The organism is Paraburkholderia sp. BL25I1N1 (assembly GCF_003002025.1).
Classification (GTDB): Bacteria; Pseudomonadota; Gammaproteobacteria; order Burkholderiales; family Burkholderiaceae; genus Paraburkholderia.
The window spans coordinates 293868-316099 of sequence record NZ_PVZB01000006.1; the positions used below are offsets into that span (position 1 = coordinate 293868).

Below are 22232 nucleotides of genomic sequence, written 5' to 3' on the forward strand. Positions count from 1 at the left end.
CCCGAATAGCGTGCTTTCCAGCTCGCGCCGAGCCGACATGTTCGCGGACGTTTTTATGCATGCGTTGCGTCGTTGTTGCGCATAGCGGCTTACTTTTCGCAGGTCTTCTCTCATGCAAGATGCGCTGATCATCAACTCACGCGATCTCGAGTTTCAGTTGTTCGAAGTGCTCGAAGCGCAGACGCTCACGCGCCGCGCGCGTCACGCCGATCACAGCCGCGAGACCTTCAACGCCGCGCTCGATACCGCGCATACGGTCGCCATGGAAAAGTTCGCGACGCACAACCGTCTCTCGGACGAACACGAGCCGCAGTTCGACGGTCAACGCGTCACCCTGCCCGCCGAGGTGAAGGACGCGCTCGACGCCATGCGCGCCACCGGCTTTTTCGCCGCGGGCAAGGACTACGAATGGGGCGGCATGCAGTTGCCGTCGGTGATTTCGTTTGCGTGCCTGTCGCTCTTCAAGAGTGCGAACATTGCGACCGCGTCGTATGCCATGCTGACCACGGCGAATGCGAACGTGATCGAACGTTTCGGCAGCGAAACGCAAAAGCGCAAGTATCTGCAAGCGCTCTTCGAAGGACGCGCGTTCGGCACCATGGCGTTGACGGAGCCGCAAGCAGGTTCGAGCCTCTCCGATCTCGTCACGAGCGCCACGCCCAATGCGGACGGCACCTATTCGATTCGCGGCAACAAGATTTTCATTTCAGGCGGCGACCACGAGTTGAGCGAGAACATCGTGCATCTGGTGCTGGCGCGCATTCCCGGCGGGCCGCCGGGCGTCAAGGGTATTTCGCTCTTCACCGTGCCGAAGTTCCATGTCAACGAAGACGGCAGCCTCGGCGCGCGCAACGACGTCGCCCTCGCGGGACTGATTCACAAGATGGGCTGGCGTGGCACGACGTCGACCATGCTCTCGTTCGGCGAACACGGCGAGTGCATCGGCGAACTGGTGGGCGAGCCGCATCACGGCCTCGCCTACATGTTCCATATGATGAACGAGGCGCGCATCGGCGTCGGTCTCGGCGCGGTCATGCTGGGCTACCGCGGCTATCTCGCGTCGCTCGATTACGCGCGCGAACGGCCGCAAGGACGCCGCCCCGACAACAAGAATCCGCTAGAGCCGCAGTTGCCGCTGATCGAACACGCCGACGTGCGCCGCATGCTGCTCGCACAAAAAGCCTATGTGGAAGGCGCGTATGCGTTGTGCCTGTACGCGGCGCGTCTCGTCGACGAACAGAACACCGGTGAGAGCGAAACCGCGCGCGCCGAAGCGGGCCTGTTGCTCGATCTGCTCACGCCGGTGGTGAAGTCGTGGCCGTCCCAATGGTGTCTCGAAGCGAATAGTCTCGCCATCCAGATCCACGGCGGCTACGGCTACACGCGTGAATATCCGGTCGAGCAGTTCTATCGCGACAACCGGCTGAACATGATTCACGAAGGCACGCACGGCATTCAGGCCATCGATCTGCTCGGCCGCAAGGTAACGATGAAACAGGGCGCGGCGCTCAAACAGCTGGCCCGCGAAATCCAGCAGACGATTGACACGTCGCGCGAACACCCGGCATTGCATGCGCACGCCGATGCGCTCGGCGACGCATGGACCGACCTGACTGCCACCGTCGAGGCGTTGCTGCCCACGCTGAGCCATGAAAGCGAACGCGCGCTCGCCAATGCGAATGCGTTCCTCGAAGCCTTCGGTCATATCGTGATTGCATGGACATGGCTGCGTCAGGCCATCGTGGCAAGCGCCGCGCTAGCTGCTTCGCATAGCGAAGCAGACGTGGACTTCTATCGCGGCAAGCTGCATGCGTGTCAGTGGTTCTTCCGCTGGGAACTGCCGCGCGTCGCGTTGATACTTGCCACGTTGCGCACCCTTGACGACACCACGCTCAGCATGGCGCCGCAATGGTTCTAGGCGTCGCCGCATGGGCGCGCATTGACGCGCCCTGGCAAAATCGGCAACCCGATATATGGAACATCGTCGTCACGCGTGCGCAACACAAGCCGTCGCCATGATTGCCGGAATGGCCGCCAAGGCGGCGCTCCGGGCAGTTTTTCCAGCATGAGCGCTTCGGCTGGAGTATTGTTTAAGCGCGCCGGGAGCGTCGCGGCATCACTCTTCTACAAGACAGGGTGCTCCTCGTGAGCGAAAACGGCTCGCAAGCGCGTGGTTTTTTGCATGCAACGAAGCGACATCAACTTTTCGAGGATGGAGAAAACGTGAAAACAGTCAATCTTTTGAAGGCGCTCGGCATCGCATTGTGTTTGGCAACGACGGCCAGCGCCTATGCGCAGGCGAGCGACGCCATGGCGGCGTCCGGCGACATGGCGGCGCCCAGTGCCAAAACGGTCAAGAAGACGGACCGCGCGCTGGGTCTGCAAGTGCGCAAGGCTCTAGCGAAGGCGCAGGGTTTTGACGTGTCGAACGTGTTCGTCCGGGCCCGCGGCGGCGCGGTGACGCTCACCGGCTCGGTGCCCGACGGCGCACAGATTCCGCAGGCAGAGGAAGTGGCGAAAGGTGTGGCCGGCGTGAAGTCGGTGAGCAACAAGCTGACGATCGGCACCCAAGGCGGCGGAGGTTAAGCCCGCTTTCACCCGATGACCTGCCGGTGACCACAGGCAACGCCGCTCGTCGCTCCATGCGAGCGTGAGGCGTTGCCTGTGGTCCTGGTATTTGAAGCGTCGATGAAGCACTCATTAAGCGCTCATTGAAACCCAGGTGGATGCGCCTAGCGTCGAACGAGGCCGACCACGTAACGGCACACGTCTACTCCCGCGTTGAAGAACTCGCATTCGAGCGGCGCGCCGAGTTGCAGACAATCCCCCGCTTCCAGCCGATACACCTGCTGGCCTTCCCGGAAGGTCAATACCCCGAGCGTCACCCATATCTGCTGATGCTGGAACACGAACGCGTCCGGCGGGTAAGGCACTTTCACGCCCGGCGGCAGCTCGATCTCCAGTAATTCCAGCACGCCGCCCGTGGGTGGCGAGATGCGCCGGCGCGTATAGCCGGTTTCCGGGTCTTGCCACACCGCTTGCTGCGCATGCCGCACGAGCCGTTCGCCAGTCTGCTCGGCGAGCGCCAGCAAAGTCGACAGGGTCAGGCCGAATGCGCCTGACAGACGCCCGAGCACCGTCGCCGTTGGACTCGCCTCGCCTCGTTCGATCTTGCTGATCATCGCCTTCGACACCCCCGAGCGCTCCGCCAGTTCGCTCAGCGACCAGTTGCGCGCCTCGCGCTCGGTCTTCACACGCAAGGAGATCGCCTGGGTCAGATCGATGGCAGCGGAATCGGACATGGAAAGATGAACGCGTTGGAGAGTGGGAAATTGGCACCGCAAATTATATCGAGGCGATAAAGGCACCGACGCTGATGTCCGCGCTCGCCTCGCCGCTTATTAAAGGCCGAAAGCAATGTCTTGCATAGTGATTTTTTGTCCACTATATTAAACGAGCGATCTCGACAATAACCCGCACGGGCGTGCGCGGCTTGAACGTCAGCCGTCAGCATTCGTCCACCCAGCCGGAAGACACCATGCCGAAGGAAATCGTTCTCAACGCTTTTGACATGAACTGCGTCGGCCACATCCAGCAAGGCATGTGGACCCATCCGCGCGATCAGTCCGCGCGCTATACCGATCTGCAGTACTGGACCGACTATGCCCGCACGCTCGAGGCGGGCCTGTTCGACGGCATTTTTTTCGCCGATGTCGCCGGCGTCTACGACGTCTACGGCGGCAACCCCGACGCCGCGACTCGCGGCGCCGTGCAGGTGCCGGTGAATGACCCGACGCTGCTGATTCCCGCCATGGCCGCCGTGACGCGCCATCTGTCGTTCGGTGTCACGTCCAATCTCACGGTCGAGCAGCCGTATCTGTTCGCGCGGCGCATGTCCACGCTCGATCATCTGACGCGCGGCCGGGTCGGCTGGAACATCGTAACCGGTTATCTGGACAGCGCGTCGCGCGCGATCGGCCTGACCGGCCAGATGGCGCACGACGACCGCTACGACCTCGCCGACGAGTACATGGAACTGGTCTACAAGCTGTGGGAATGCAGTTGGGAAGACGGCGCGGTGTTGCGCGACAAGGTCCAGGGCGTGTATGCGGACGCGTCGAAAGTCCATGTGATCCATCATCACGGCAAGCAGTATCGGGTGGACGCCATGCATTTGAGCGAGCCGTCGCCGCAGCGTACGCCGGTGCTGTATCAGGCGGGGTCGTCGGCGCGCGGCAAGCGGTTCGCCGCGGCGCACGCGGAGTGCGTGTTCGTCAACGGCCAGGCGAGGCCGGCCGTGCAGGCGATCGTCGACGATATTCGCGCGCACGCCGTTGCAGGCGGCCGCAAAGCCGACGACATCAAGGTGCTGCTCGGGCAAACCGTCATCACCGGACGCACGGACAGCGAGGCGCAGGAGAAGTACGCGGAGTACCGGCGTTACGTCAGCTCCGAGGCGGCGCTGGTGCACGCGGCGGCGTCGCTCGGGATCGACTTCGCGCGCTACGACCTCGACGAGCCGATCGAAACCGGCAAGAGCCAGGCCATCGTCTCGAACGTCGAAGCCATGACGCGCGCGGCGGGTCCGCAGTGGACCAAACGCAAGTTGCTCGAACAAATGGTGCTGGGCAGCCGCCAGGCGCCGCTCGTCGGCTCGGGCGAACGGGTGGCGAATGAACTGATCGCGTGGACCGAAGAAGCCGGTGTGGATGGTTTCAATCTATCGCGTACGGTCGCGCCGGAATGCTTCGAGGATTTCATCGCACACGTCGTGCCGATTCTGCAGGAACGCGGCGCTTACAAGCGAGCGTATCGCGAGGGCACCTTGCGGGAGAAACTCTTCGGGCAGGCACGCCTGCCTGCCAGCCACACGGCGGCGCGCTTCCGTTCGCCGACTTGTGCCGCTGCTCCGGTTCCTGGCAATGCGTAGCAATCACGCCGTCATGCACGCCTTCACTTCGTGCCGTCCGCGCCGCCATGCGGCGGCACGGCGATTCTTTCGCGGAGGCTCACATGCTTGACAGCGGCACCTTCCGCGACGCGATGGCCGGCCTCGGCGCCGCCGTCAACATCATCACGAGCGACGGCGCGGCGGGTCTGGCCGGCTGCACCGCCTCCGCGGTGTGCGGCGTGACCGACGAACCGCCCACGCTGCTCGTCTGCATCAATCGCAGCAGCCGCAACAACGCGGCGTTCCGCGCGAACGGCAAGCTCTGCGTCAACGTGCTGAGCGCCGAGCAGCAGACGCTCGCCGCGCACTTCGCCACCAGCACGCTGCCGATAGCGGAACGCTTTGCCGCCGCACAATGGGACACCCTCGCGACGGGCGCGCCGGTCCTGCATGGCGCGCTCGCATCGCTCGACTGCGAGATCGAAACGGTCACCGAAGTCGGCACGCACACGGTGTTCTTCTGCGCGGTGAAAGCCGCGCATACGCACGGCGAAGGCGATGCGCTGATCTACTACGGCCGCCGTTATCACCGCGTCGGCGCGCGCTCCGTGCACGCGACGCATGCGTCCGAAGCCAGCGGCGCGCTCGCTGCCGAATCGGCCGGCTAACCCGACAGGCGCGAAAGGCACGAAATGCACGAAAGGCACGCATGAAAGAAGCCTCGGCAAGCCCGCATCGACCGAGCCGCGCGACAGCCGGCAAGAAGCGTTCGCTCGTGATCCTGCTGCTCTGCCAGGTGGGGGCGATGAGCGTGTGGTTTTCATCGTCTGCGGTCGTGGCGATCGTCAGGCAGGCCGAGAATCTGTCTGCCTTGCAAGCGACCTTGCTCACGAGCGCCGTGCAGGCGGGCTTCGTGGCCGGCACAGTCACCAGCGCCCTGCTCTCGCTTGCCGACCGCTTCGATCCACGGCGGCTTTTCATGATCAGCGCGTTGACGGCGGGCGCGGCCACCGCGTGTCTCGTGTTCCTTGCGCCGGCGAGTCCGCTCGCCATCCTGCTACGGCTGCTGACCGGCATCTGCATGGCGGGCGTTTATCCGGTCGGCATGCGGCTCGCGGCGACCTGGGCGAAGGGCGATCTCGGTTTGTTGATCGGCCTGCTGGTCGGCGCGCTGACCTTCGGCTCGGCGAGTCCGCATCTGCTGGCGGCGCTCGGCGGTTCGAACTGGCGCGCGATCTATGGCATCTCGGCGTGCTGCGCGTTGCTCGCGGGCGTGGCGATTCTGCTGTGCGGCGTCGGGCCGAACATGGCGCGCGCGACGCGCATCGAATGGTCCGCGCTGGCCGGCGCCTGGCGCAACCCCGCGCTGCGACTCGCGAACCTCGGTTATCTCGGCCACATGTGGGAGTTGTACGCGATGTGGGCGTGGCTCGCCGTATTCCTCCAAGCGAGCTTTGCGGCAGCCGGCATGCAAGAGCCGCGCGCGGCGGCCGAATGGCTGACCTTCGGCGCGGTCGCCGCGGGCGCGCTCGGCGCGTGGCTCGGCGGCGTGCTGGCGGACCGGCTCGGCCGCACCACGGTAACGATCGGCGCGATGGCCGTGAGCGGCGCGTGCGCCGCGCTGATGGGCTGGCTGCTTGGCGCGCCGGTCTGGCTGGTCGGCTGCGTGGCGCTGTGCTGGGGAGTCTCCGTGATCGCCGATTCCGCGCAGTTCTCGGCGAGCATTGCCGAGCTTGCCGAGCCCGCGTCGATCGGAACGTTATTGACCGCGCAGACCTGCGCCGGTTTTCTGCTGACGCTGGTGAGCATTCATCTGGTGCCGGACGTCGTCGCGCTGGCGGGTTGGCGCGGCGCCTTCGGCATGCTTGCGGTCGGGCCGCTGCTCGGCTGTATCGCGATGGCGCGTTTGCGGCGTCTGCCGGATGCGCGACGGCTTGCGGGTGGCCGGCGTTAGCACCTTGGGCCGCTTCGCCACCGCTACGTGCGCACGATGCCGCTCAACGGCCGCCCCGCTGGCGTCGGGCCAAACAGCGCGCTCGCGGTGCGCTGCGGATCGAGCCCGAGACTTTCGCTCGCGGTGCCGGCGATCAATGCATCGAGCGAGGTGGTCGGCTTGAGATCGCGCGCCTCGTACAGATTGTGCGGCGCGAGACCGGGCCAGTCGGCAATCACGCGTCCGCCCTGGACCGAGCCGCCGAGCACCATCGCCACGGATCCCGTGCCGTGATCGGTGCCTCCCGTGCCGTTGGCGGCGGCGGTTCTGCCGAATTCCGTCGCGACCAGCACCGTGGTCTTGCTCCACAGCGGGCCCATGCCGTCGCGCAATGACGCGAGCATCGTGTCGAGCGCCTTCAACTGATTGGCGAGGCGCGCGTTCTGCGCGCTGTGCGTGTCCCAGCCGCCGGTCTCGATCATCGCGATCCGCGGCCCGTTCTCGCGCGACAGGAAACCCGCGGCGAGCTTGCCGAGACTCGCCGGATCCTGGCGCGCACCGGCGTCGCCCGCGAGGCCGCGCGCGGTCATCGCCGACTCCCACAGCGGACGCAACTGCGCGTCCTGATCGTAGAGTTGCGAGACGCGCGTGAGCAGATCGTCGGGGGCTTGTGGCAGCGCCGACGGCGCATACGACGTCACCGCCGCCGGGCCGCGCAACGCCATCGGCACGGTCGGCGCGAACGCGATCGCGTTCTCACGCGTGGCCGGCAATTGCGCTACGAGCCGGTTCAGCCAGCCGTCTTTCATCTGATACGGCGATGTGCCGCCGGTCTCGAGCACGTTCTGTCCGTCGAAGTGCGAACGGTCGCGATACGGCGACGCCACCGCGTGCACGAACAGCGCCTGATGGTTCGCATACATCGCCGCTGTCTGGACCATTGCGGGATGCAGCGCAAAGGTGCCGTCCAGGCGCGGCGCGTTCGACGTGTCGATGGCAAGCGCACCGCGCAGTGTGGCGTAGGCCGGTTCGGCGTACGGCACGACGATGTTCAGACCGTCGGCGGCGCCGCGCTGGATCACGAACACGAAACGGCTCTCGGTGGCGACGCTGGCGAACGCGATCCGCGGCGACACGAGCATCGCGCCCGCGCCGGCAGCGGCGACGCTCAGAAATTTGCGGCGTGACAGCATGGCATTCATCTCCGTTGAAAATCCGGCGAGACCAGCAATAAAGCGATCGCCGTCGACGCACTTTCGGCGCGCGATACCGCCGTGGCCGTCATCACACTGAGCGAACCGGCGAGCAAGGTCTGGCCGAGCGCGCGCGCATCGAGCCGGTCGCCCACTCGCGACGCGAAACGCTGCGCTACTTCGACCCGGCGCACGAGCGCGTCGGGCGCGGCCCAGCTCGCGGCGATGTCGTCGTAACCGGCGGGCGAGCCCGGACGCCATACCGGCTGGCCGAGCTGCGTGAGAATGGGCGCCGTTTGCATCTTGCCGAGGTCCTGCCAGCCGAGTCCGCGCATCGACGAAATGGTCCACTCCCACGGCGTTTTGAATTTGACGGCCGTGGGCGACCACGCTTGCGGCATGTCGATCAACGCGCGGTAGACGGCCGGCAGATCGCCGCCGCTGCGCTCGAATGCGCTGGCCAGATGTTCGCTCACTCCGGGCGGCGGATTATCGGCGACGAAATGACGGGCCAGCTTGCCGCCGATATGCTGCGCGGTCGCGGGTGCGCTCGCGAGGTCGTGCAGAATCGCGAGTGCCTGTTCCTCCCCGGGCTGATCGTAGCGACGGCCCATGATGGTCCGCGAACCGGGTTCGTGCAGCGCGGCGCGAAACACGAAGGTGCCCGGCGCCGCGTTCTGCTGCATGGCCAGCCGGCTCTTGTTGCCGGCATTGCCGGCATTGCCGGGGTTGGCCGGATTACCCGCGACGCTCCAGCCGGTCAGCGCGCGGGCGAATTCGGTGACGTCGTCCTGGCTGTAGCCGCTGCGCACGCCGAGCGTGTGCAACTCCATGATTTCGCGCGCGAGGTTTTCGTTCAGACCGCGTTTGCGCTCCGGATTGCGCTGCGCGGCGCGCATGGCCGCCATGCTGTCCGGCCCGACCGAGCGCGTCTGATCGAGAAACACCTGCATGGCCGGATGACGTTCGACGGCCACCAGCATGTCTTCGAAGCGGCCCAGCACATGCGGGCGAATCGCTTCGGCCTCGAATGAACCGGCCAGCGCGGCGACGCCGGGCTTTTCGGTGGAGACCGCGAAGTGGTTGGACCAGAAATGCACCAGCCGCTCGACGAACGGCGTCTGCGTGGTCAGCGCACTCGTCACCCGTGCATTTACCGATGAGCGGTACATGTCGAGTATTTCACCGCGAATCGCTTTTCGTTCGGCTTGCCTGGCAGTTTGCGCGTCTGCTTGCGTTGAGCTGGCTGTGTCCGGCTGCCCGTTTGCTTGTGTGGTTGCTTGTGTGTTTGCTCGTACGTTTGCTTGTGCGTTCGCCTGAGTGCGGGTTTGCCCATCAGGTATGGTCATGTTCTGTGCGTTCGCGGGGTCTGTCGCCGCGCCCTCACTCGCCCTCTGACGCGCCTGCTGATTGAACTGCATGCGCTGCTGCAAGAGTTCAGTAGAAAGCGCCACCGAGTCGGGCTGATTCGCCCACGCGGCCGGCCGCGCCTGGTACTGTTCGAACTGCGCGAGCAGCCAGCCTTTCGGATCGGCGGGCGGCGTGTCGTCAGCACGCGCACCCAGGCCGAAACGGTTCAGCGCAATCGCCGCGGCGTTCAGGTTCGGTGAGTTGGCCATACCATCCTCTTCGGGTGTGGATAGTCTTTAAACGGCTGTCACGCAAAAAACCGTCGCACCTGCTGCAGTTTTTTACTCACCCGAAGTGTCGCTCGATGCCTGATTCGCCGGCTTCTTCACATTCGGCGTGGTCACGGGTTCACGCCATTGCCCGCGCACCTTCAGGCTGTCGGCGAATTGAACCCGCTCCTCGGGCGACAAGGTCGCCGCGAAGTCGGCCACACTACCCTCCACTTGCGCACGCAGATGGCTGTCGGCCTGGCGCGTGCGTTCGAGCGCGGCGTCCAGCGCGGCACGATCGAACTGCGGCGCCGCCAGCAGACGCAACACTTCGCGCCGCCCTTCGCGGCCCTCGCGGGCATATTGCCGGCCCTCGCGGCGCGCATCTTTCAGGCCGTCGATAAAGGCTTTCTGGCGCTCGGCGGACAGCGTTTGCGCGGCGAAGCGCAGCGCGCGCTGTTGCGCCAGCACGGGCGCCGTCGCGCCGCGCGCGGCAAACCATTGATAGGCGCCCCCGACAATCGCGCCCACCAGAAACACATTCAGCACCAGCGAGGCCACCAGCACGACTTTCCATGATCGGCCGTTCATTCGTCGCTCCAATCGGCGGACGACCCACCGAAGCTCGAAGTTAAATAAGACGACTCATGCGCGAGCGGGGCCTGCACTCCGGTCTCCGTCAACACGAAGAACGATACGGCGAGAGCGCCGGCTACGCCGCCCAGCAGCCCAACGCCCGCGACCGCCGCGCCCGACCACCACAGGCGGCGTCGCGGCGCCACCGGCTGCCGCACCGGCGCGCTGTCGAGCACGCGCCCGAGCAGCGCCGCGCCCGGCGGCTCGACTTTGTCGGCGGCGAGCCACGCATCGACGCCGGCCGCCTGTGCCAGCAGCGCCTCGGCGTCAGCGCGATGCGACTGCGCCCACGCCTGCGCCGCCGCGCGCTCCGGTTGCGGCCAGCGGCGCGGCTCGGCACCGTAGGCCTTGACGATCTGCTGAAATCTTTCGGGCGTCATGACTTGTCCTTGCTAAGGCCGCTGCCGGCCAGTTGAGCGCGCAGATTGCGGCGCGCGCGTGCCAGCAGGCTTTCCAGCGCATCGACGCTGATGCCCATCAGGGCTGCGGCGTCGGTGTTCGACATCTCCTGGTAATAGTTGAGTACCAGCGCCTCGCGCTGGCGTGCCGGCAACGCGGCGAGTGCATCGCGAACCTGCTGGTTCTGGGCGCGCGCTTCGAGTCCGTCCTCAGGCAGCGGCGCAGGGTCGACCTCCTCCGGCATCTCGTCGCGCGGCTCTTCGCGCCGGCCGCGCAGCCGGTCATAGCAGAGATTGAGCGCCACGCGATGAACCCACGTGTCGAACTTCGCCTCGCCTTCCCGCCAGCGCGACGCCTGTTTCCAGATGCGCACGAACACCTCCTGCGCCACGTCTTCCGCTTCCATGCGGTCGCCCAGCATGCGGGTGGCGAGCGCAAGCAGACGCGGCAGCTTGCGCAAGACGAGCGAGCGGACGGCGGCCGGATCTTGCCGGCCGACCTGTTCGAGCAATTCCGCGTCGGGGTCGCGTTCGCTCAAGACACCTCACACGGATGGTTGCGCGCGCACCGGTTCGAACGGTGCGCGCGGATAGAGAAAGCAGCGCCTCTCGCCACGCACAAGCGCAATCAATATACGACGACCGCCGGCCGATAGTAGGCCGGCCGCACCGGGTACACCACACAGCCGGCGAGCGTGGCCGCCAGCAGAATCATCACGAGCGTTTTCATGGCAGTTTGCCTGGTTGGTGGACGCAGCGGGTCAAAAACAACGACAGCCGTGGTGCTACCGGGTCATGCCCAATGGCCTTCCACCCAACGCCAGTTGGGACCACGCGCCACCCAGTGCCCCGGCACCCAGCGATGACCGACGCGCACCGCCTGCCAGTGGCCGCCCACCCACACATAACGGCCCTCGACCCACCGCCAGTGGCCCGGATCCCATGCGTAACCCGCACGCGGCGGCGGCACCACTTCGACGCGCGGCGCAGGCGGCGCCATCGGCGCGACGATCACCGCCTGCGCGAAGGCCGGCGTGGCGCTGAGCGTGGCGGCGCCGGTCAGCGCGGCAGTCAGCATGGCGGTAAGCAGGCGAACCGGTTTGGTGGATGTCATGTTGGTTTCTCCCATTAAAGCCGAAGCCGGAAAGCGGCTCCGTTTCCTGTTGAACGCGGCAGCGGAAAAAATCCGTCGCCGCGGGCGCGTCAAAAATCAAAAGGAGAGAAGGATGCGCGAAAAGCGGCGCTGAAACGCGAGGCGCAGAGTCGCAGCGTTACCGCATTGCCGTACTGCGTCAGCGGAACGACAGCAAAGGTTAGGCAAATGAATAAGAAACGAGGGCTTCGGTAAGGTTGACGCCCCGAAATCTTAATTATCAAGTGGTCCAATGCGCGCAGTTTGTCGCGGTAAGACCACTAGCACTAGCTGCATTTCTAACAATATCCCCAGCGAACATCCACACCTACGTCGATGCAAACGCTGAACGGCGAAGTCGAATCTGGAGCCTTTCAAATGTTCCGTAGAACCCTCTTACCCATCCCGTTTGCGGCGCTGCTTACGCTCGCAGCTTGCGGCAACAACAGCGTGAACTCGCCTGCGCCGGTGGTATCGGCGCAGGACGCCGTGGCCACGGCCACGCCGATCAAACACGTCGTGGTGATTTTCGGTGAGAACGTTTCGTTCGATCACTACTTCGGCACCTACCCCAACGCGTCCAACCCGACTGGCGAGCCGCAATTCGTGGCAGCCGCCGGCACGCCGGCGGTCGACAACCTCAGCAGCAACAACCTGATCACGGCCAACCCGAACGCACTGGCCACCTCGCCGAACACGGCGGGCCGCACGGTCGGCAGCGTGACGATCGCGGGTCTCGGCCTGCCCGCAGCCGATCTGCTGCCGTTCCGCCTGGACCGCTCGCAAGCCAATACGTCGAGCCAGAACCACGCCTACGCCGCCGAAGAACTCGCTTATAACAACGGCGCGATGGACTCGTTCCCGCTCTTCACCGCAGCCAACTCGACGATCGCCGGCAGCACCGGCGCGTTCGCGACGAAGGGCCAGGTGCTCGGCTACTTCGACGGCAACACGGTCACGGCTCTGTGGAACTACGCGCAGAACTTCGCGATGAACCAGAACGCCTACACGGACACGTACGGTCCGTCGACGCCGGGTGCGCTCGAAGTGGTGTCCGGCCAGAACAACGGCGTCGTCGTGAGCGGCGGCACCTCGGCCAATGCGATTCCCGACTCGGCAGGCAGCTTCACGATGATCGGCGACCTCGACCCGACCGGCGACGTCTGCACGATCGCGGCAAAGAGCACGGTGACCGGCGCGATGTCGTCGAATAACAAGAACATCGGCGACCTGCTCAACGCGAAGGGCCTGACTTGGGGCGGCTTCATGGGCGGCTTCAACCTGCAGACCGTCAACGCCAACGGCACGACCGGCTGCCTGCGTTCGACCTTCTCGCCAGTGCTGAACGCAACCAAGGCCGACTACGTGCAGCATCACGCGTGGTTCCAGTATTACGCGAGCACGGCCAACCTGGCGCATACGCGTCCGTCGTCGGCGGCGGTGATCGGCTCCACGGATCCGCTCGACAACACGGCAACGCCGGTGCACCACCAGTACGACACCGACGACTTCTTCGCCGCGGTGAAGGCGGGCAATTATCCGTCGGTCAACTTCCTGAAAGCGCCGGCGATCGGCGACGGCCACCCGGGCAACTCGGATCCGATCGACGAACAGGCTTTCGTGACCAAGGTGATCAACTTCCTGCAACAGCAGCCTGACTGGAAGAACACCGCCGTGATCATCGCCTACGACGATTCGGACGGCTGGTACGACCACCGTTTCAAGGCACCGACGAGCGCATCGTTCGACTCGACCACGGCGCAATCCGCGGGCGGCAAGACGGTGGCGGGCACCGACAACCTGAGCGGCGTCGGTCAGTGCACGGCAGCGGGCGCAGTGCAGCCGCAAGGCGTGAACGGCGGCGTGGTCAACGGCCGTTGCGGCCCGGGTACGCGCACGCCGTTTATCGTGGTGTCGCCGTGGGCGAAGGTCAACTTCGTCGACGATACGCCCATCACGCAGGCTTCCGTGGTGCGCTTCATCGAGGACAACTGGCTGGGCGGTCAACGCCTGGGCGGCGGTTCGTTCGACGCGACGGCGGGCAGCATCATGAACATGTTCAACTTCACGGGCTCGGGCAACAATCCGCCGCTGTTCCTCGATCAGAACCTGGGTACGAAGCTGGCAGCCGCGCCGGCAATCTGATCCGCGGAGGTGCCTCGCGCTCTTCTGTTCCGCTTGCCGCTGCGTGATGCACGAGTCTCATGCGTGCCTCACGCCGCGCGGCGGCGCGCAGTGAAAAGTGACACGCACCCTATGCCGTAGTTGGGCGTCGAGCCAGTGCAAACGTGCTGGCTCGATTTTGCTTTTTATCGAAGCCGATCGAATCATCTGTCATCACCGCCATGAACCCTCCTTCTGACGCCGCCTTGCCTTCGCATCTGCCCGCGGGCGGCGAGCCCGGCCCCGTGATTACCCGCCGCTCGTGGCTCAAGCTGCTCGCGTGGAGCGCGGCCGGCATCGTGCTCGCGTGCATCGTCTACTGCGCGTACGCGCTCGTCTATCCGGAGCGCATGCCGTCCGCGGTCGGCGAGATCGTCGAGGAAATCACCGGCGCGAACCCGCATCCGGTGACGTTGATGCGTCCGCAGAATGTGCCGCTGAGCGCCGTGGCGCTGCTCGGCAAACAGATTTTCTTCGACCCGAGTTTGTCGGCGTCGGGCACGCAGTCGTGCGCGTCGTGCCACTCGCCGCAGCATTCGTATGCACCGGATAACGCGTTTCCGGTGCAGCTCGGCGGCGCGCATATGAACCAGGCGGGTTATCGTCCGCCGCCGTCGCTCACGTATCTGTATCGTCAGGCGCCGTTCAGCATCGGCCCGGATCAGGGCGACACTGACGTGCCGGTGGATATGACGCAACTGGCCACGCAAGCCGCCGGCGTGCAGCGCGCGCAGAAGACGGCGCTCGCCGCGCCCGCCGCTGCGGCGATGGTGCCGCAAGGCGGATTGTTCTGGGACGGCCGCGTCGATACTTTGCAGGACCAGGCACTCGGGCCTTTGACCAACCCGGTGGAAATGGCCAACGCAACGCCGGAGGACGTCGCTCACAAACTGCTGGCGACCAGGTATCTGGATCAATTCAAACAGATCTTCGGGCCCGGTATCGTCACCAATCCAAGCTTGATGATTTCCGAGGCGATGTTCGCCGTCGGGCGTTATCAGATCGAGGACCAATCGTTCCATTCTTTCAGCAGCAAGTACGACTACTGGCTCGAAGGCAAGGCGCGCCTGACGCACGCCGAGTTGCACGGCTTGCAGTTGTTCAACGACAAGGACAAGGCGAACTGCGCCGGCTGCCATTTGAGCCAGCCGAGCAAGGACGGCCTGCCGCCGGTGTTCACCGACACGCAGTACGAAGCGCTCGGCGTGCCGCGCAATCCGGCGATTCCCGCCAACAAGGATCCGAAGTTCTTCGATATGGGCGTGTGCGGCCCGTTCCGCGACGACCTCGCCAAACAGACACAGTATTGCGGCATGTTCCTCACGCCGACGCTGCGTAATGCGGCTGAACGCAAGGTGTTTTTCCACAACGGCGTGTACCACGATCTCAAGCAGGTGATGGACTTCTACAATCTGCGCAATACGTCGCCGGAGAAAATCTATCCGCGCGATGCGTCGGGCAAGGTGCAGAAGTACAACGATCTGCCGGCTCAGTACCATGCCAACGTGGACGTGGCCGACGCACCATTCGACCGCAAGTTCGGCGATCAGCCGGCAATGAGCGATGAGGATATTCAGGACATCATCGCGTTCATGAAGACGCTCAGCGACGGGTACAAGAACTGAGGTTGCCTGTGTCGTCCTGCTGCGAAGGCCGCACACGGCCTTTGCGCTGCGGCGCGCGAGCCGGTGAGGTATCCTTGCCGGTTCCGCGAACTCTATCCGTACCCTGCCCGATGGCCGATTTCCCCTTCGACGCCGTACTCTTCGACTGCGACGGCGTGCTCGTCGACTCAGAGCCCATCACCAACCGCGTGCTCACCGAGATGCTCGGCGAGCTGGGCTGGCATTTGAGCGTCGAAGAGACGATGCGTATTTTCGTCGGCAAAGCCGTCCGGGATGAAGCCGCGCTGATCGAAGCCCGAACCGGCGTCGCGATCACGACCGATTGGCTCATGCAATTCCGCGAGCGACGCAATGCGGCGCTCGATCTCGAACTGGTCGCGATTCCCGGCGCGCCGGACGCGGTGCGCGCGCTTCATGCGGCATTGAACGGACGCATTGCGGTGGCGTCGGGCGCGGACCGTATCAAAGTGGAAATGCAACTGGTGAAGGCGGGCATTTTCGACTGTTTCCAAGGACGCGTTTTCAGCGGCCACGAAATGCCCCGCAGCAAGCCCTTTCCCGATGTCTATCTCGCGGCGGCTGCCGCGTTGGACGTGGACCCGCGCCGCTGCGCGGTGATCGAGGACACGGTGACAGGCGCGACCGCGGGCGTGGCTGCGGGCGCTACGGTGTTCGGCTATTGCCCGCTCGAACTTGGCCACAGCAGCGCGACCGCTTTGCATGGCGCGGGTGCCACGCATGTGTTCAGGGACATGGGCACATTGCCCGCTTTGCTGGCGGGATGGCGCGCTGAAATGCACTGACGAAGGCGCTGGCTTCGACGCCGGCCTTCGCGCCACAGCCCGCGACGGCGACGGCGCTGAAAATATCGCGCCGACTCTTACGCTCGCCGCAGTCCTTACTCGAAAGCTGGATCGATCGGCACGCGGTATCCCACTGCCAGCCGATTCGTCTCGTTGGCCATGCCCACGACCGCGAGCAATTCGCCGAAAATCTCGTCGGTCATACCGGCGCGGCGCGCGGCCGCCGTGTGACTCGCCACGCAGTAGCCGCAATTGTTCGTCACGCTCACCGCGACATACAGCAGTTCCTTGATGAGCGGATCGAGCGCGCCGGGCGCCATCACGTCCTTCAGGCTGTCCCACGTGCGCGCGAGAGTTGGCGGATGCTGGGCGATGTACTTCCAGAAGTTGTTGACGTCGTCGACCTGGCGGGTCTGCTTGATATCGTCGTACACGGCTTGGACTTCCGGCGACGCCGCAGCGTATTCGACGGCTTTGATCTGGCTCATGCGTTCTCCTTTCCTTGCTGACGGGATTCGGTGAACCTTGCGCGCGAGGCGCGGGGTTCGCGGTGGCCGTCTATTGTGACGTGATTTTTAGCGCGCCTCACCGCTGCATGACGCGGCAGACGGATGTCGCTGAATTGCCGACACTCGTTATGCACCGAGTTGGCCGCTCGGCATCACACCACCGCGGGGAAATCGCGGAAAAGCATATGGCATGCCGCTTTAGCGCCGATGGCATGGTGCGTGCATTCAGCGGACGTGAGCGCGGCATTTTTCCGCTCTCGTCGATCCACTTGATGCACTCACTCCGCTGGAGACCCACCATGAAAACGCTCGTCCTCAAAGACCTCGCCCGCCTCGACGAACTCGACCGCGCGGCATCGCTATCCGTTCGCGGCGGTATTGCGTATCTGACGCGTGAAGCGCCGTCAGGCTGCGGCGGCCTGGATCAGCCGATGCACATCGAACACGGCTGGAGCCCATGCCCGCCCGTTCATTTCGGCTGCGGACCGGTCTACTTCCCGTTCGACCAACTGCCTTCGCACAAGGAACTGAAGGTGGTGCCGCTGTAGTGCCGCCGCAGGCCCAAAGGCAAACGGCGCCGCCTGTCTGCGCCGTGGCGTGGCGAGCGCGCAAGCCTGAACGCGCTCACCACGTCGATTTTCCTGTTACTTCGTCTGGTCGCGCAGCCGCAATATCTGGCCGCCCGCGCTGTCTTCCACTAGCCAGCCGGCCGCCGTTATCACGTCGCGCAGACGATCCGCTTCGCTCCATTGCTTCGCGGCGCGGGCTCTTTCGCGTTGATCCGCGAGGGCCGCGATCCCGGCCGGAAGCTCGGGCGTATCGACGTCCTTCCAATCGGCGAGACCCAGTCCAAGCACCACGTCGAAGCAATCCACGCTCGCCCTTCGCGTTGCCGGCGGCAGATCGCTTCTGACCACGTCCCACAGCACCGCGAGCGCGCGCGGCAGGTTCAGATCGTAATCGACCTCCGCCTTGAAGCGCGCCACGGCGGACGCATCCGCCGTACCGCCTGGCGGCCATTGCGCATAGATCCGGCGCAAACGATCCAGTGCGGCTTGCGCGGCATCCAGCGCGGCCTCGCTGAAGCGCAGGCTGCTGCGGTAGTGCGCGCCCAGGCATAGATAGCGATACGCGAGCGGATCGTTGCCGCGCTCGATCAGCGTTTGCAAACGTACGAAATCGCCGCCCGACTTCGACATCTTGCCGGCGTCCAGCAACAGGAAGTGGCCGTGCATCCAGAAGTTGGCGAGACGCGTGCCGTGGCGCGCCTGGGTTTGCGCGATCTCGTTGCTGTGATGCACGGGGATGTGATCTTCGCCGCCGCAATGAATGTCGAACCACGGGCTCAAATACTTCGCCGACATCGCCGAGCACTCGATATGCCAGCCGGGAAAGCCGCGGCCCCACGGACTGTCCCACTCCATTTGCCGCGTGGCGCCGGGCGAACTGACTTTCCACAGCGCGAAATCGGTCGCGCGTTGCTTCTCGCCGGACGCGACACGTTTGCCCGCCTGCAAGCCCGCCACATCCAGACGCGCCAGATAGCCGTAGTCATCCTGCCTGCCGGTGTCGAAATAGATGCCGTCGGCCGTTCGGTAGGTGTAGCCGTTGCGCTCGAGCTCGGCGATAAAGTCGATCTGCTCCGCGATGTGATCGGTCGCGCGGCACCAGAGCGTGGGCTCAAGCAGATTGAGCGCGTGCCAGTCGTTCGTGAAGGCCGCCGTGTACCGCTCGGCGATCGCCCACGCCGATTCGCCGGTGCGCCGGCTGCCCTTCTCCATCTTGTCCTCGCCTTCGTCGGCGTCGGACACCAGATGGCCGACATCGGTGATGTTCACCACGTGCCGCACGTGATATCCGTTCAACACCAGCGCGCGCCGCAGCACGTCTTCGAACACGTAGGTCCGCAGATTGCCGATATGCGCGTGGTCGTACACCGTCGGGCCGCAGCAATACAGGCCGACGTGATCCGGATGAATCGGCGTGAATTCGCGCACGCTGCGCGTCCAGGTGTCGTACAGGCGAAGCGGCATGTGATGTCTCCAGGCGCCGGGTGTTCAAAAAAGCGTTCAAAAGCAAAAAGGCCACCGGTCGCGTGACGGGTGGCCTCAGGGATGCGGATGTGCGCAGATCGACTTGCTAGACGCAAGCTCCCCTCGGCAGGCTGCGACAGCATGCGCGCGAAGAATGCGGACGGGAAAGGATAGAAGCGATCATGGAAACGATCCTAACGCGGGTTCGCCACTGCGGTCAATCGCCGACGCGCTTTGGGCGACTTGGGCGACTTGGGCGACTTGGGCGCTTCAGGCGCCCGGCACGTTCGTGCCCGCGTTCGCCGCATGAAAAAAGCCCCGCAAGACTTTCGCCTTGCGGGGCTTCGTGTCGAACGGAATGCTCGTTCGTTCAGCGCGACATCATGTGCATGCTGACGTTGTGCATGACCCACAACGTGCCGCCGATCACGATGACCGCGGTCAGCAGCGTGAAGGCAAACGCCATCACATTCCAGCGCTGCTCCGACGACGTATTCAGATGCAGGAAGAAAATCAGGTGCACGACGATCTGCACGAGCGCGAGACCCGCGATCGCCAGCAGCGCGTTCTCGCCCGTCAACGTGCCGGTCATGACGAGGCCGAAAGCGGCGACGGTCAGAACGACGGAGAGAATGAACCCGACCGTATAGCTGCCGATGCTGCCGTGACTTTCACCTGCGTGGGCGTTATGGCTATGGTCCATTCAGATCACGCTCGCGAGATAGACAAAAGTGAAGACGCCGATCCACACGACGTCCAGAAAGTGCCAGAAAAGGCTCAGGCACGTCAGGCGAATCATGTCGCGTTCGGTCAGATCGCGGTGGCTGATCACCTGAATGGCGAGCACCACCATCCAGATCAGACCGCACGTGACGTGCAGGCCGTGCGTGCCGACCAGCGTGAAGAACGACGACAGGAACGCGCTGCGGCTCGGACCGGCGCCTTCGGCGATCAGATGCGAGAACTCGCGCAATTCCAGCACGAGGAACGCGAGACCGAGCAGGAAGGTCACGCCGAGCCAGAACAGCAGCACGCCCTTGCGGTTCTTGTGCGCGCCCAGCATCGCGAAGCCGTAGGTGATGCTGCTCAGGAGCAGCATGGTCGTTTCGAGCGCGACGCCCGGAATCTCGAACAGATCCTTGCCGCTCGGACCGCCCGCGAACTGGTGGCCCATCACCGCGAACACTGCGAACAGCGCCGCGAAGATGATGCAGTCGGTCATCAGATACAGCCAGAAGCCGAACACCGATTGCGACGGTACGTGGTCCGCGTCGTGATGCGAGTGGGCATCAATAGTATTGGTCAACATCAATCCACCTCCAACGCGACCCGCGCACCAGCGCCAGAGCGTTTCTCTTCAATTTCCGCGACCGTGGCGGCCGGGATGTAATAGCCTTCGTTTTTCTGGAAGCTATAGACGATCACGGTGCCGATCGCGCCGACCAGGCCGACGATCGCCAGCCACCAGATGTGCCAGACACCGGCAAAGCCGAGCACCAGCGAGAACAGACCCGCGATCACACCCGCGGACGTATTCGACGGCATGTGAATGTCGCGATACACCGGCTTGGCTTGCGTATCCTTGCGCGACTTCATGTCGGTGAACGCATCGAGCTTGTGCACCGTCGGGATGATCGCGAAGTTGTAGACCGGCGGCGGCGAGCTCATTGCCCATTCCAGCGTGTGGCCGTTCCACGGATCGCCAGTGAGGTCGCGATTCTGCGGCAGGTTGCGATCGCGGATGCTGACGACGATCTGCAACACCTGCAACGCGATACCGATAGCGATCAGCGCCGCACCGCCCGCGGCCAGAATCAGCCACGGGTGCCACAGCGGGTTGTCATAGTGGTTGATACGGCGCGTCATGCCCATGAAGCCGAGCACGTACAGCGGCGTGAACGCCACCCAGAAACCGATCTGCCAGAACCAGAATGAAGCCTTGCCCAGCTTTTCGTTCAGCTTGAAACCGAACGCCTTCGGGAACCAGTAGTTGAAGCCGGCCAGATAACCGAACAGCACGCCGCCGATGATCACGTTGTGGAAGTGAGCGATCAGGAACAGGCTGTTGTGCAGCACGAAGTCCGCGCCCGGGATCGCCATCATCACGCCGGTCATACCGCCGATCGTGAACGTGATCATGAAGCCGATGGTCCACAAGATAGGCGGCGTGAACGTCAGCCGGCCCTTGTAGATCGTGAACAGCCAGTTGAACACCTTCACGCCCGTGGGAATCGCGATCACCATGGTGGCGATGCCGAAGAACGCGTTGACGTCAGCGCCCGAACCCATCGTGAAGAAGTGATGCAGCCACACGAGGAACGACAGCACCATGATCGCGCAGGTCGCCCACACCATCGTCTTGTAGCCGAACAGCGGCTTTTTGGCGAAGGTCGCCACGACTTCCGAGAAGATACCGAACGCCGGCAGGATCAGGATGTACACCTCGGGGTGACCCCAGGCCCAGATCAGGTTCAGGTACATCATGGCGTTGCCGCCGCCATCGTTCGTGAAGAAGTGCATGCCGAGATAGCGGTCCAGACCGAGCAGCGCGAGCGTCACGGTCAGGATCGGGAACGAGGCCATGATCAGCACGTTGGTGCAAAGCGCCGTCCACGTGAACACCGGCATCTTCATGAACGTCATGCCCGGCGCGCGCATCTTCACGATGGTCGCGAAGAAATTTACGCCTGTCAGCAAGGTGCCGATACCGGAGAGCTGCAGACTCCACAGGTAATAGTCGACCCCGACACCCGGACTGAACTGCAGTTCGGAGAGCGGCGGATACGCGAGCCAACCCGTTTGCGCGAATTCACCGATCACCAGCGAGATGTTGATCAGGATCGCGCTGACCGCGGTCATCCAGAACGAGAGCGAGTTGATGAACGGGAACGCGACGTCGCGTGCGCCAATCTGCAGCGGCACGATGATGTTCATCAGGCCGATCATGAACGCCATCGCCATGAAGAAAATCATGATGACGCCGTGGGCCGTGAACACCTGGTCGTAGTGATGCGGCGGCAGGTAGCCCGGGTTCGCATAAGCGAGGGCCTGTTGCAGACGCATCATGATCGCGTCCGCGAAGCCGCGGAACAGCATGATGAGCGCCACGACGATGTACATCACACCAAGCTTCTTGTGGTCCACCGACGTGAGCCACTCGGTCCACAGGTAGCGCCACTTGCCGAAATAGGTGATCAGACCCAGCAGCGTTGCACCGCCGATGGCGATCATCGCGGCCGTGACCATGATGATCGGCTCGTGGTACGGAATCGCGTCTAGTGAAAGTTTACCGAACAT

22 protein-coding genes are annotated in these 22232 nt (G+C 64.3%); 10 read left to right on the forward strand and 12 right to left on the reverse strand.

From position 1 onward, the window contains the following. The first annotated feature begins 112 nt into the window (after positions 1-112). Positions 113-1918 carry an acyl-CoA dehydrogenase gene (locus B0G73_RS11870; protein WP_106280880.1) on the forward strand — a complete coding sequence of 602 codons (1806 nt, stop codon included), beginning with the start codon at positions 113-115 and terminating at the stop codon, positions 1916-1918. Positions 1919-2223: 305 nt separating this feature from the next. Then, entirely contained in the window at positions 2224-2586 is a 363-nt protein-coding gene (locus tag B0G73_RS11875) for a BON domain-containing protein (RefSeq protein ID WP_106280925.1), read from the forward strand. A gap of 146 nt (positions 2587-2732) precedes the next feature. On the opposite strand, the gene B0G73_RS11880 is transcribed toward B0G73_RS11875, so the two are convergent. Continuing rightward, positions 2733-3302 carry an XRE family transcriptional regulator gene (locus B0G73_RS11880; RefSeq protein WP_106280882.1) on the reverse strand — a complete coding sequence of 190 codons (570 nt, stop codon included), beginning with the start codon at positions 3300-3302 and terminating at the stop codon, positions 2733-2735. Between the two features lie 236 nt (positions 3303-3538). Here B0G73_RS11880 and B0G73_RS11885 point away from each other — a divergent pair, with 236 nt between their 5' ends. The 3 genes from B0G73_RS11885 (at position 3539) to B0G73_RS11895 (ending at position 6845) form a co-directional block, all read left to right on the forward strand. After that, entirely contained in the window at positions 3539-4930 is a 1392-nt protein-coding gene (locus tag B0G73_RS11885; protein WP_106280927.1) for an LLM class flavin-dependent oxidoreductase, read from the forward strand. Between the two features lie 83 nt (positions 4931-5013). Then, positions 5014-5559 carry a flavin reductase gene (locus tag B0G73_RS11890; RefSeq protein ID WP_106280883.1) on the forward strand — a complete coding sequence of 182 codons (546 nt, stop codon included), beginning with the start codon at positions 5014-5016 and terminating at the stop codon, positions 5557-5559. A 41-nt stretch (positions 5560-5600) separates the two neighbouring features. Further along, positions 5601-6845: a nitrate/nitrite transporter gene (locus tag B0G73_RS11895; RefSeq protein ID WP_106280885.1), complete on the forward strand. Its 1245-nt coding sequence runs from the start codon at positions 5601-5603 to the stop codon at positions 6843-6845. 23 nt (positions 6846-6868) lie between these two features. Here B0G73_RS11895 and B0G73_RS11900 read toward each other — a convergent pair whose 3' ends face one another. The 6 genes from B0G73_RS11900 to B0G73_RS11925 form a co-directional block, all read right to left on the reverse strand. Beyond that, positions 6869-8017 carry a DUF1501 domain-containing protein gene (locus B0G73_RS11900; protein WP_106280929.1) on the reverse strand — a complete coding sequence of 383 codons (1149 nt, stop codon included), beginning with the start codon at positions 8015-8017 and terminating at the stop codon, positions 6869-6871. Between the two features lie 5 nt (positions 8018-8022). After that, positions 8023-9636, reverse strand: coding sequence for a DUF1800 family protein (locus B0G73_RS11905; RefSeq protein WP_106280887.1), 1614 nt, complete (start codon positions 9634-9636; stop codon positions 8023-8025). 72 nt (positions 9637-9708) lie between these two features. Then, a complete protein-coding gene (locus B0G73_RS11910; protein WP_106280888.1) occupies positions 9709-10227 on the reverse strand; it encodes a periplasmic heavy metal sensor in 519 nt (172 codons plus the stop codon). Beyond that, the gene (locus B0G73_RS11915) at positions 10224-10652 is read right to left on the reverse strand and encodes a hypothetical protein (RefSeq protein WP_106280890.1); all 429 of its coding nucleotides are present in this window, start codon (positions 10650-10652) and stop codon (positions 10224-10226) included. The genes B0G73_RS11910 and B0G73_RS11915 overlap by 4 nt, the downstream gene beginning before the upstream one ends. Next, a complete protein-coding gene (locus tag B0G73_RS11920; protein ID WP_106280892.1) occupies positions 10649-11209 on the reverse strand; it encodes an RNA polymerase sigma factor in 561 nt (186 codons plus the stop codon). Before B0G73_RS11920 ends, B0G73_RS11915 begins: the two co-directional genes overlap by 4 nt. A gap of 254 nt (positions 11210-11463) precedes the next feature. After that, positions 11464-11784 carry a YXWGXW repeat-containing protein gene (locus tag B0G73_RS11925; protein ID WP_106280931.1) on the reverse strand — a complete coding sequence of 107 codons (321 nt, stop codon included), beginning with the start codon at positions 11782-11784 and terminating at the stop codon, positions 11464-11466. Here B0G73_RS11925 and B0G73_RS41190 point away from each other — a divergent pair. The 4 genes from B0G73_RS41190 (at position 11783) to B0G73_RS11940 (ending at position 16393) form a co-directional block, all read left to right on the forward strand. Further along, a complete protein-coding gene (locus B0G73_RS41190; RefSeq protein ID WP_258193281.1) occupies positions 11783-11917 on the forward strand; it encodes a hypothetical protein in 135 nt (44 codons plus the stop codon). The genes B0G73_RS11925 and B0G73_RS41190 overlap by 2 nt on opposite strands. 263 nt (positions 11918-12180) lie before the next feature. Continuing rightward, a complete protein-coding gene (locus B0G73_RS11930; RefSeq protein WP_106280932.1) occupies positions 12181-13947 on the forward strand; it encodes a phospholipase C in 1767 nt (588 codons plus the stop codon). A gap of 200 nt (positions 13948-14147) precedes the next feature. Next, complete coding sequence (locus B0G73_RS11935) at positions 14148-15590, forward strand: cytochrome-c peroxidase (protein WP_106280894.1); 1443 nt, start codon at positions 14148-14150, stop codon at positions 15588-15590. Between the two features lie 110 nt (positions 15591-15700). After that, complete coding sequence (locus B0G73_RS11940) at positions 15701-16393, forward strand: HAD family phosphatase (protein WP_106280896.1); 693 nt, start codon at positions 15701-15703, stop codon at positions 16391-16393. A gap of 95 nt (positions 16394-16488) precedes the next feature. Here the strand turns inward: B0G73_RS11940 and B0G73_RS11945 are convergent, their stop codons facing one another. Further along, a complete protein-coding gene (locus B0G73_RS11945) occupies positions 16489-16881 on the reverse strand; it encodes a carboxymuconolactone decarboxylase family protein (RefSeq protein ID WP_106280898.1) in 393 nt (130 codons plus the stop codon). A 320-nt stretch (positions 16882-17201) separates the two neighbouring features. Between B0G73_RS11945 and B0G73_RS11950 the strand changes: the two genes are divergently transcribed. Further along, on the forward strand, positions 17202-17450 hold the full coding sequence (locus B0G73_RS11950; RefSeq protein WP_106280934.1) for a hypothetical protein: 249 nt from the start codon (positions 17202-17204) through the stop codon (positions 17448-17450). A 96-nt stretch (positions 17451-17546) separates the two neighbouring features. On the opposite strand, the gene cysS is transcribed toward B0G73_RS11950, so the two are convergent. The 4 genes from cysS to cyoB all read right to left on the reverse strand — a co-directional run bounded on the left by cysS (position 17547) and on the right by cyoB (position 22232). Continuing rightward, a complete protein-coding gene (gene cysS, locus B0G73_RS11955) occupies positions 17547-18935 on the reverse strand; it encodes a cysteine--tRNA ligase (RefSeq protein WP_106280900.1) in 1389 nt (462 codons plus the stop codon). 370 nt (positions 18936-19305) lie between these two features. After that, positions 19306-19638, reverse strand: a complete 333-nt coding sequence (cyoD, locus tag B0G73_RS11960; protein WP_106280901.1) for a cytochrome o ubiquinol oxidase subunit IV — start codon at positions 19636-19638, stop codon at positions 19306-19308. After that, positions 19639-20244 (reverse strand): cytochrome o ubiquinol oxidase subunit III, encoded by a 606-nt coding sequence (gene cyoC / locus B0G73_RS11965; protein WP_106280903.1) that lies wholly within the window; start codon positions 20242-20244, stop codon positions 19639-19641. Further along, positions 20244-22232, reverse strand: coding sequence for a cytochrome o ubiquinol oxidase subunit I (gene cyoB, locus B0G73_RS11970; RefSeq protein ID WP_106280904.1), 1989 nt, complete (start codon positions 22230-22232; stop codon positions 20244-20246). The genes cyoC and cyoB overlap by 1 nt, the downstream gene beginning before the upstream one ends.

Excerpts from the sequence above, each read along its gene's own strand:
- B0G73_RS11870 (WP_106280880.1), top strand. The coding sequence starts at position 113 with ATGCAAGATGCGCTGATCATCAACTCACGCGATCTCGAGTTTCAGTTG.
- B0G73_RS11880 (WP_106280882.1), bottom strand. The coding sequence starts at position 3,302 with ATGTCCGATTCCGCTGCCATCGATCTGACCCAGGCGATCTCCTTGCGT.
- B0G73_RS11885 (WP_106280927.1), top strand. The coding sequence starts at position 3,539 with ATGCCGAAGGAAATCGTTCTCAACGCTTTTGACATGAACTGCGTCGGC.
- B0G73_RS11890 (WP_106280883.1), top strand. The coding sequence starts at position 5,014 with ATGCTTGACAGCGGCACCTTCCGCGACGCGATGGCCGGCCTCGGCGCC.
- B0G73_RS11895 (WP_106280885.1), top strand. The coding sequence starts at position 5,601 with ATGAAAGAAGCCTCGGCAAGCCCGCATCGACCGAGCCGCGCGACAGCC.
- B0G73_RS11900 (WP_106280929.1), bottom strand. The coding sequence starts at position 8,017 with ATGCTGTCACGCCGCAAATTTCTGAGCGTCGCCGCTGCCGGCGCGGGC.
- B0G73_RS11905 (WP_106280887.1), bottom strand. The coding sequence starts at position 9,636 with ATGGCCAACTCACCGAACCTGAACGCCGCGGCGATTGCGCTGAACCGT.
- B0G73_RS11910 (WP_106280888.1), bottom strand. The coding sequence starts at position 10,227 with ATGAACGGCCGATCATGGAAAGTCGTGCTGGTGGCCTCGCTGGTGCTG.
- B0G73_RS11915 (WP_106280890.1), bottom strand. The coding sequence starts at position 10,652 with ATGACGCCCGAAAGATTTCAGCAGATCGTCAAGGCCTACGGTGCCGAG.
- B0G73_RS41190 (WP_258193281.1), top strand. The coding sequence starts at position 11,783 with ATGTTGGTTTCTCCCATTAAAGCCGAAGCCGGAAAGCGGCTCCGTTTC.
- B0G73_RS11925 (WP_106280931.1), bottom strand. The coding sequence starts at position 11,784 with ATGACATCCACCAAACCGGTTCGCCTGCTTACCGCCATGCTGACTGCC.
- B0G73_RS11930 (WP_106280932.1), top strand. The coding sequence starts at position 12,181 with ATGTTCCGTAGAACCCTCTTACCCATCCCGTTTGCGGCGCTGCTTACG.
- B0G73_RS11935 (WP_106280894.1), top strand. The coding sequence starts at position 14,148 with ATGAACCCTCCTTCTGACGCCGCCTTGCCTTCGCATCTGCCCGCGGGC.
- B0G73_RS11940 (WP_106280896.1), top strand. The coding sequence starts at position 15,701 with ATGGCCGATTTCCCCTTCGACGCCGTACTCTTCGACTGCGACGGCGTG.
- B0G73_RS11945 (WP_106280898.1), bottom strand. The coding sequence starts at position 16,881 with ATGAGCCAGATCAAAGCCGTCGAATACGCTGCGGCGTCGCCGGAAGTC.
- B0G73_RS11950 (WP_106280934.1), top strand. The coding sequence starts at position 17,202 with ATGAAAACGCTCGTCCTCAAAGACCTCGCCCGCCTCGACGAACTCGAC.
- cysS (WP_106280900.1), bottom strand. The coding sequence starts at position 18,935 with ATGCCGCTTCGCCTGTACGACACCTGGACGCGCAGCGTGCGCGAATTC.
- cyoD (WP_106280901.1), bottom strand. The coding sequence starts at position 19,638 with ATGGACCATAGCCATAACGCCCACGCAGGTGAAAGTCACGGCAGCATC.
- cyoC (WP_106280903.1), bottom strand. The coding sequence starts at position 20,244 with ATGTTGACCAATACTATTGATGCCCACTCGCATCACGACGCGGACCAC.
- cyoB (WP_106280904.1), bottom strand. The coding sequence starts at position 22,232 with ATGTTCGGTAAACTTTCACTAGACGCGATTCCGTACCACGAGCCGATC.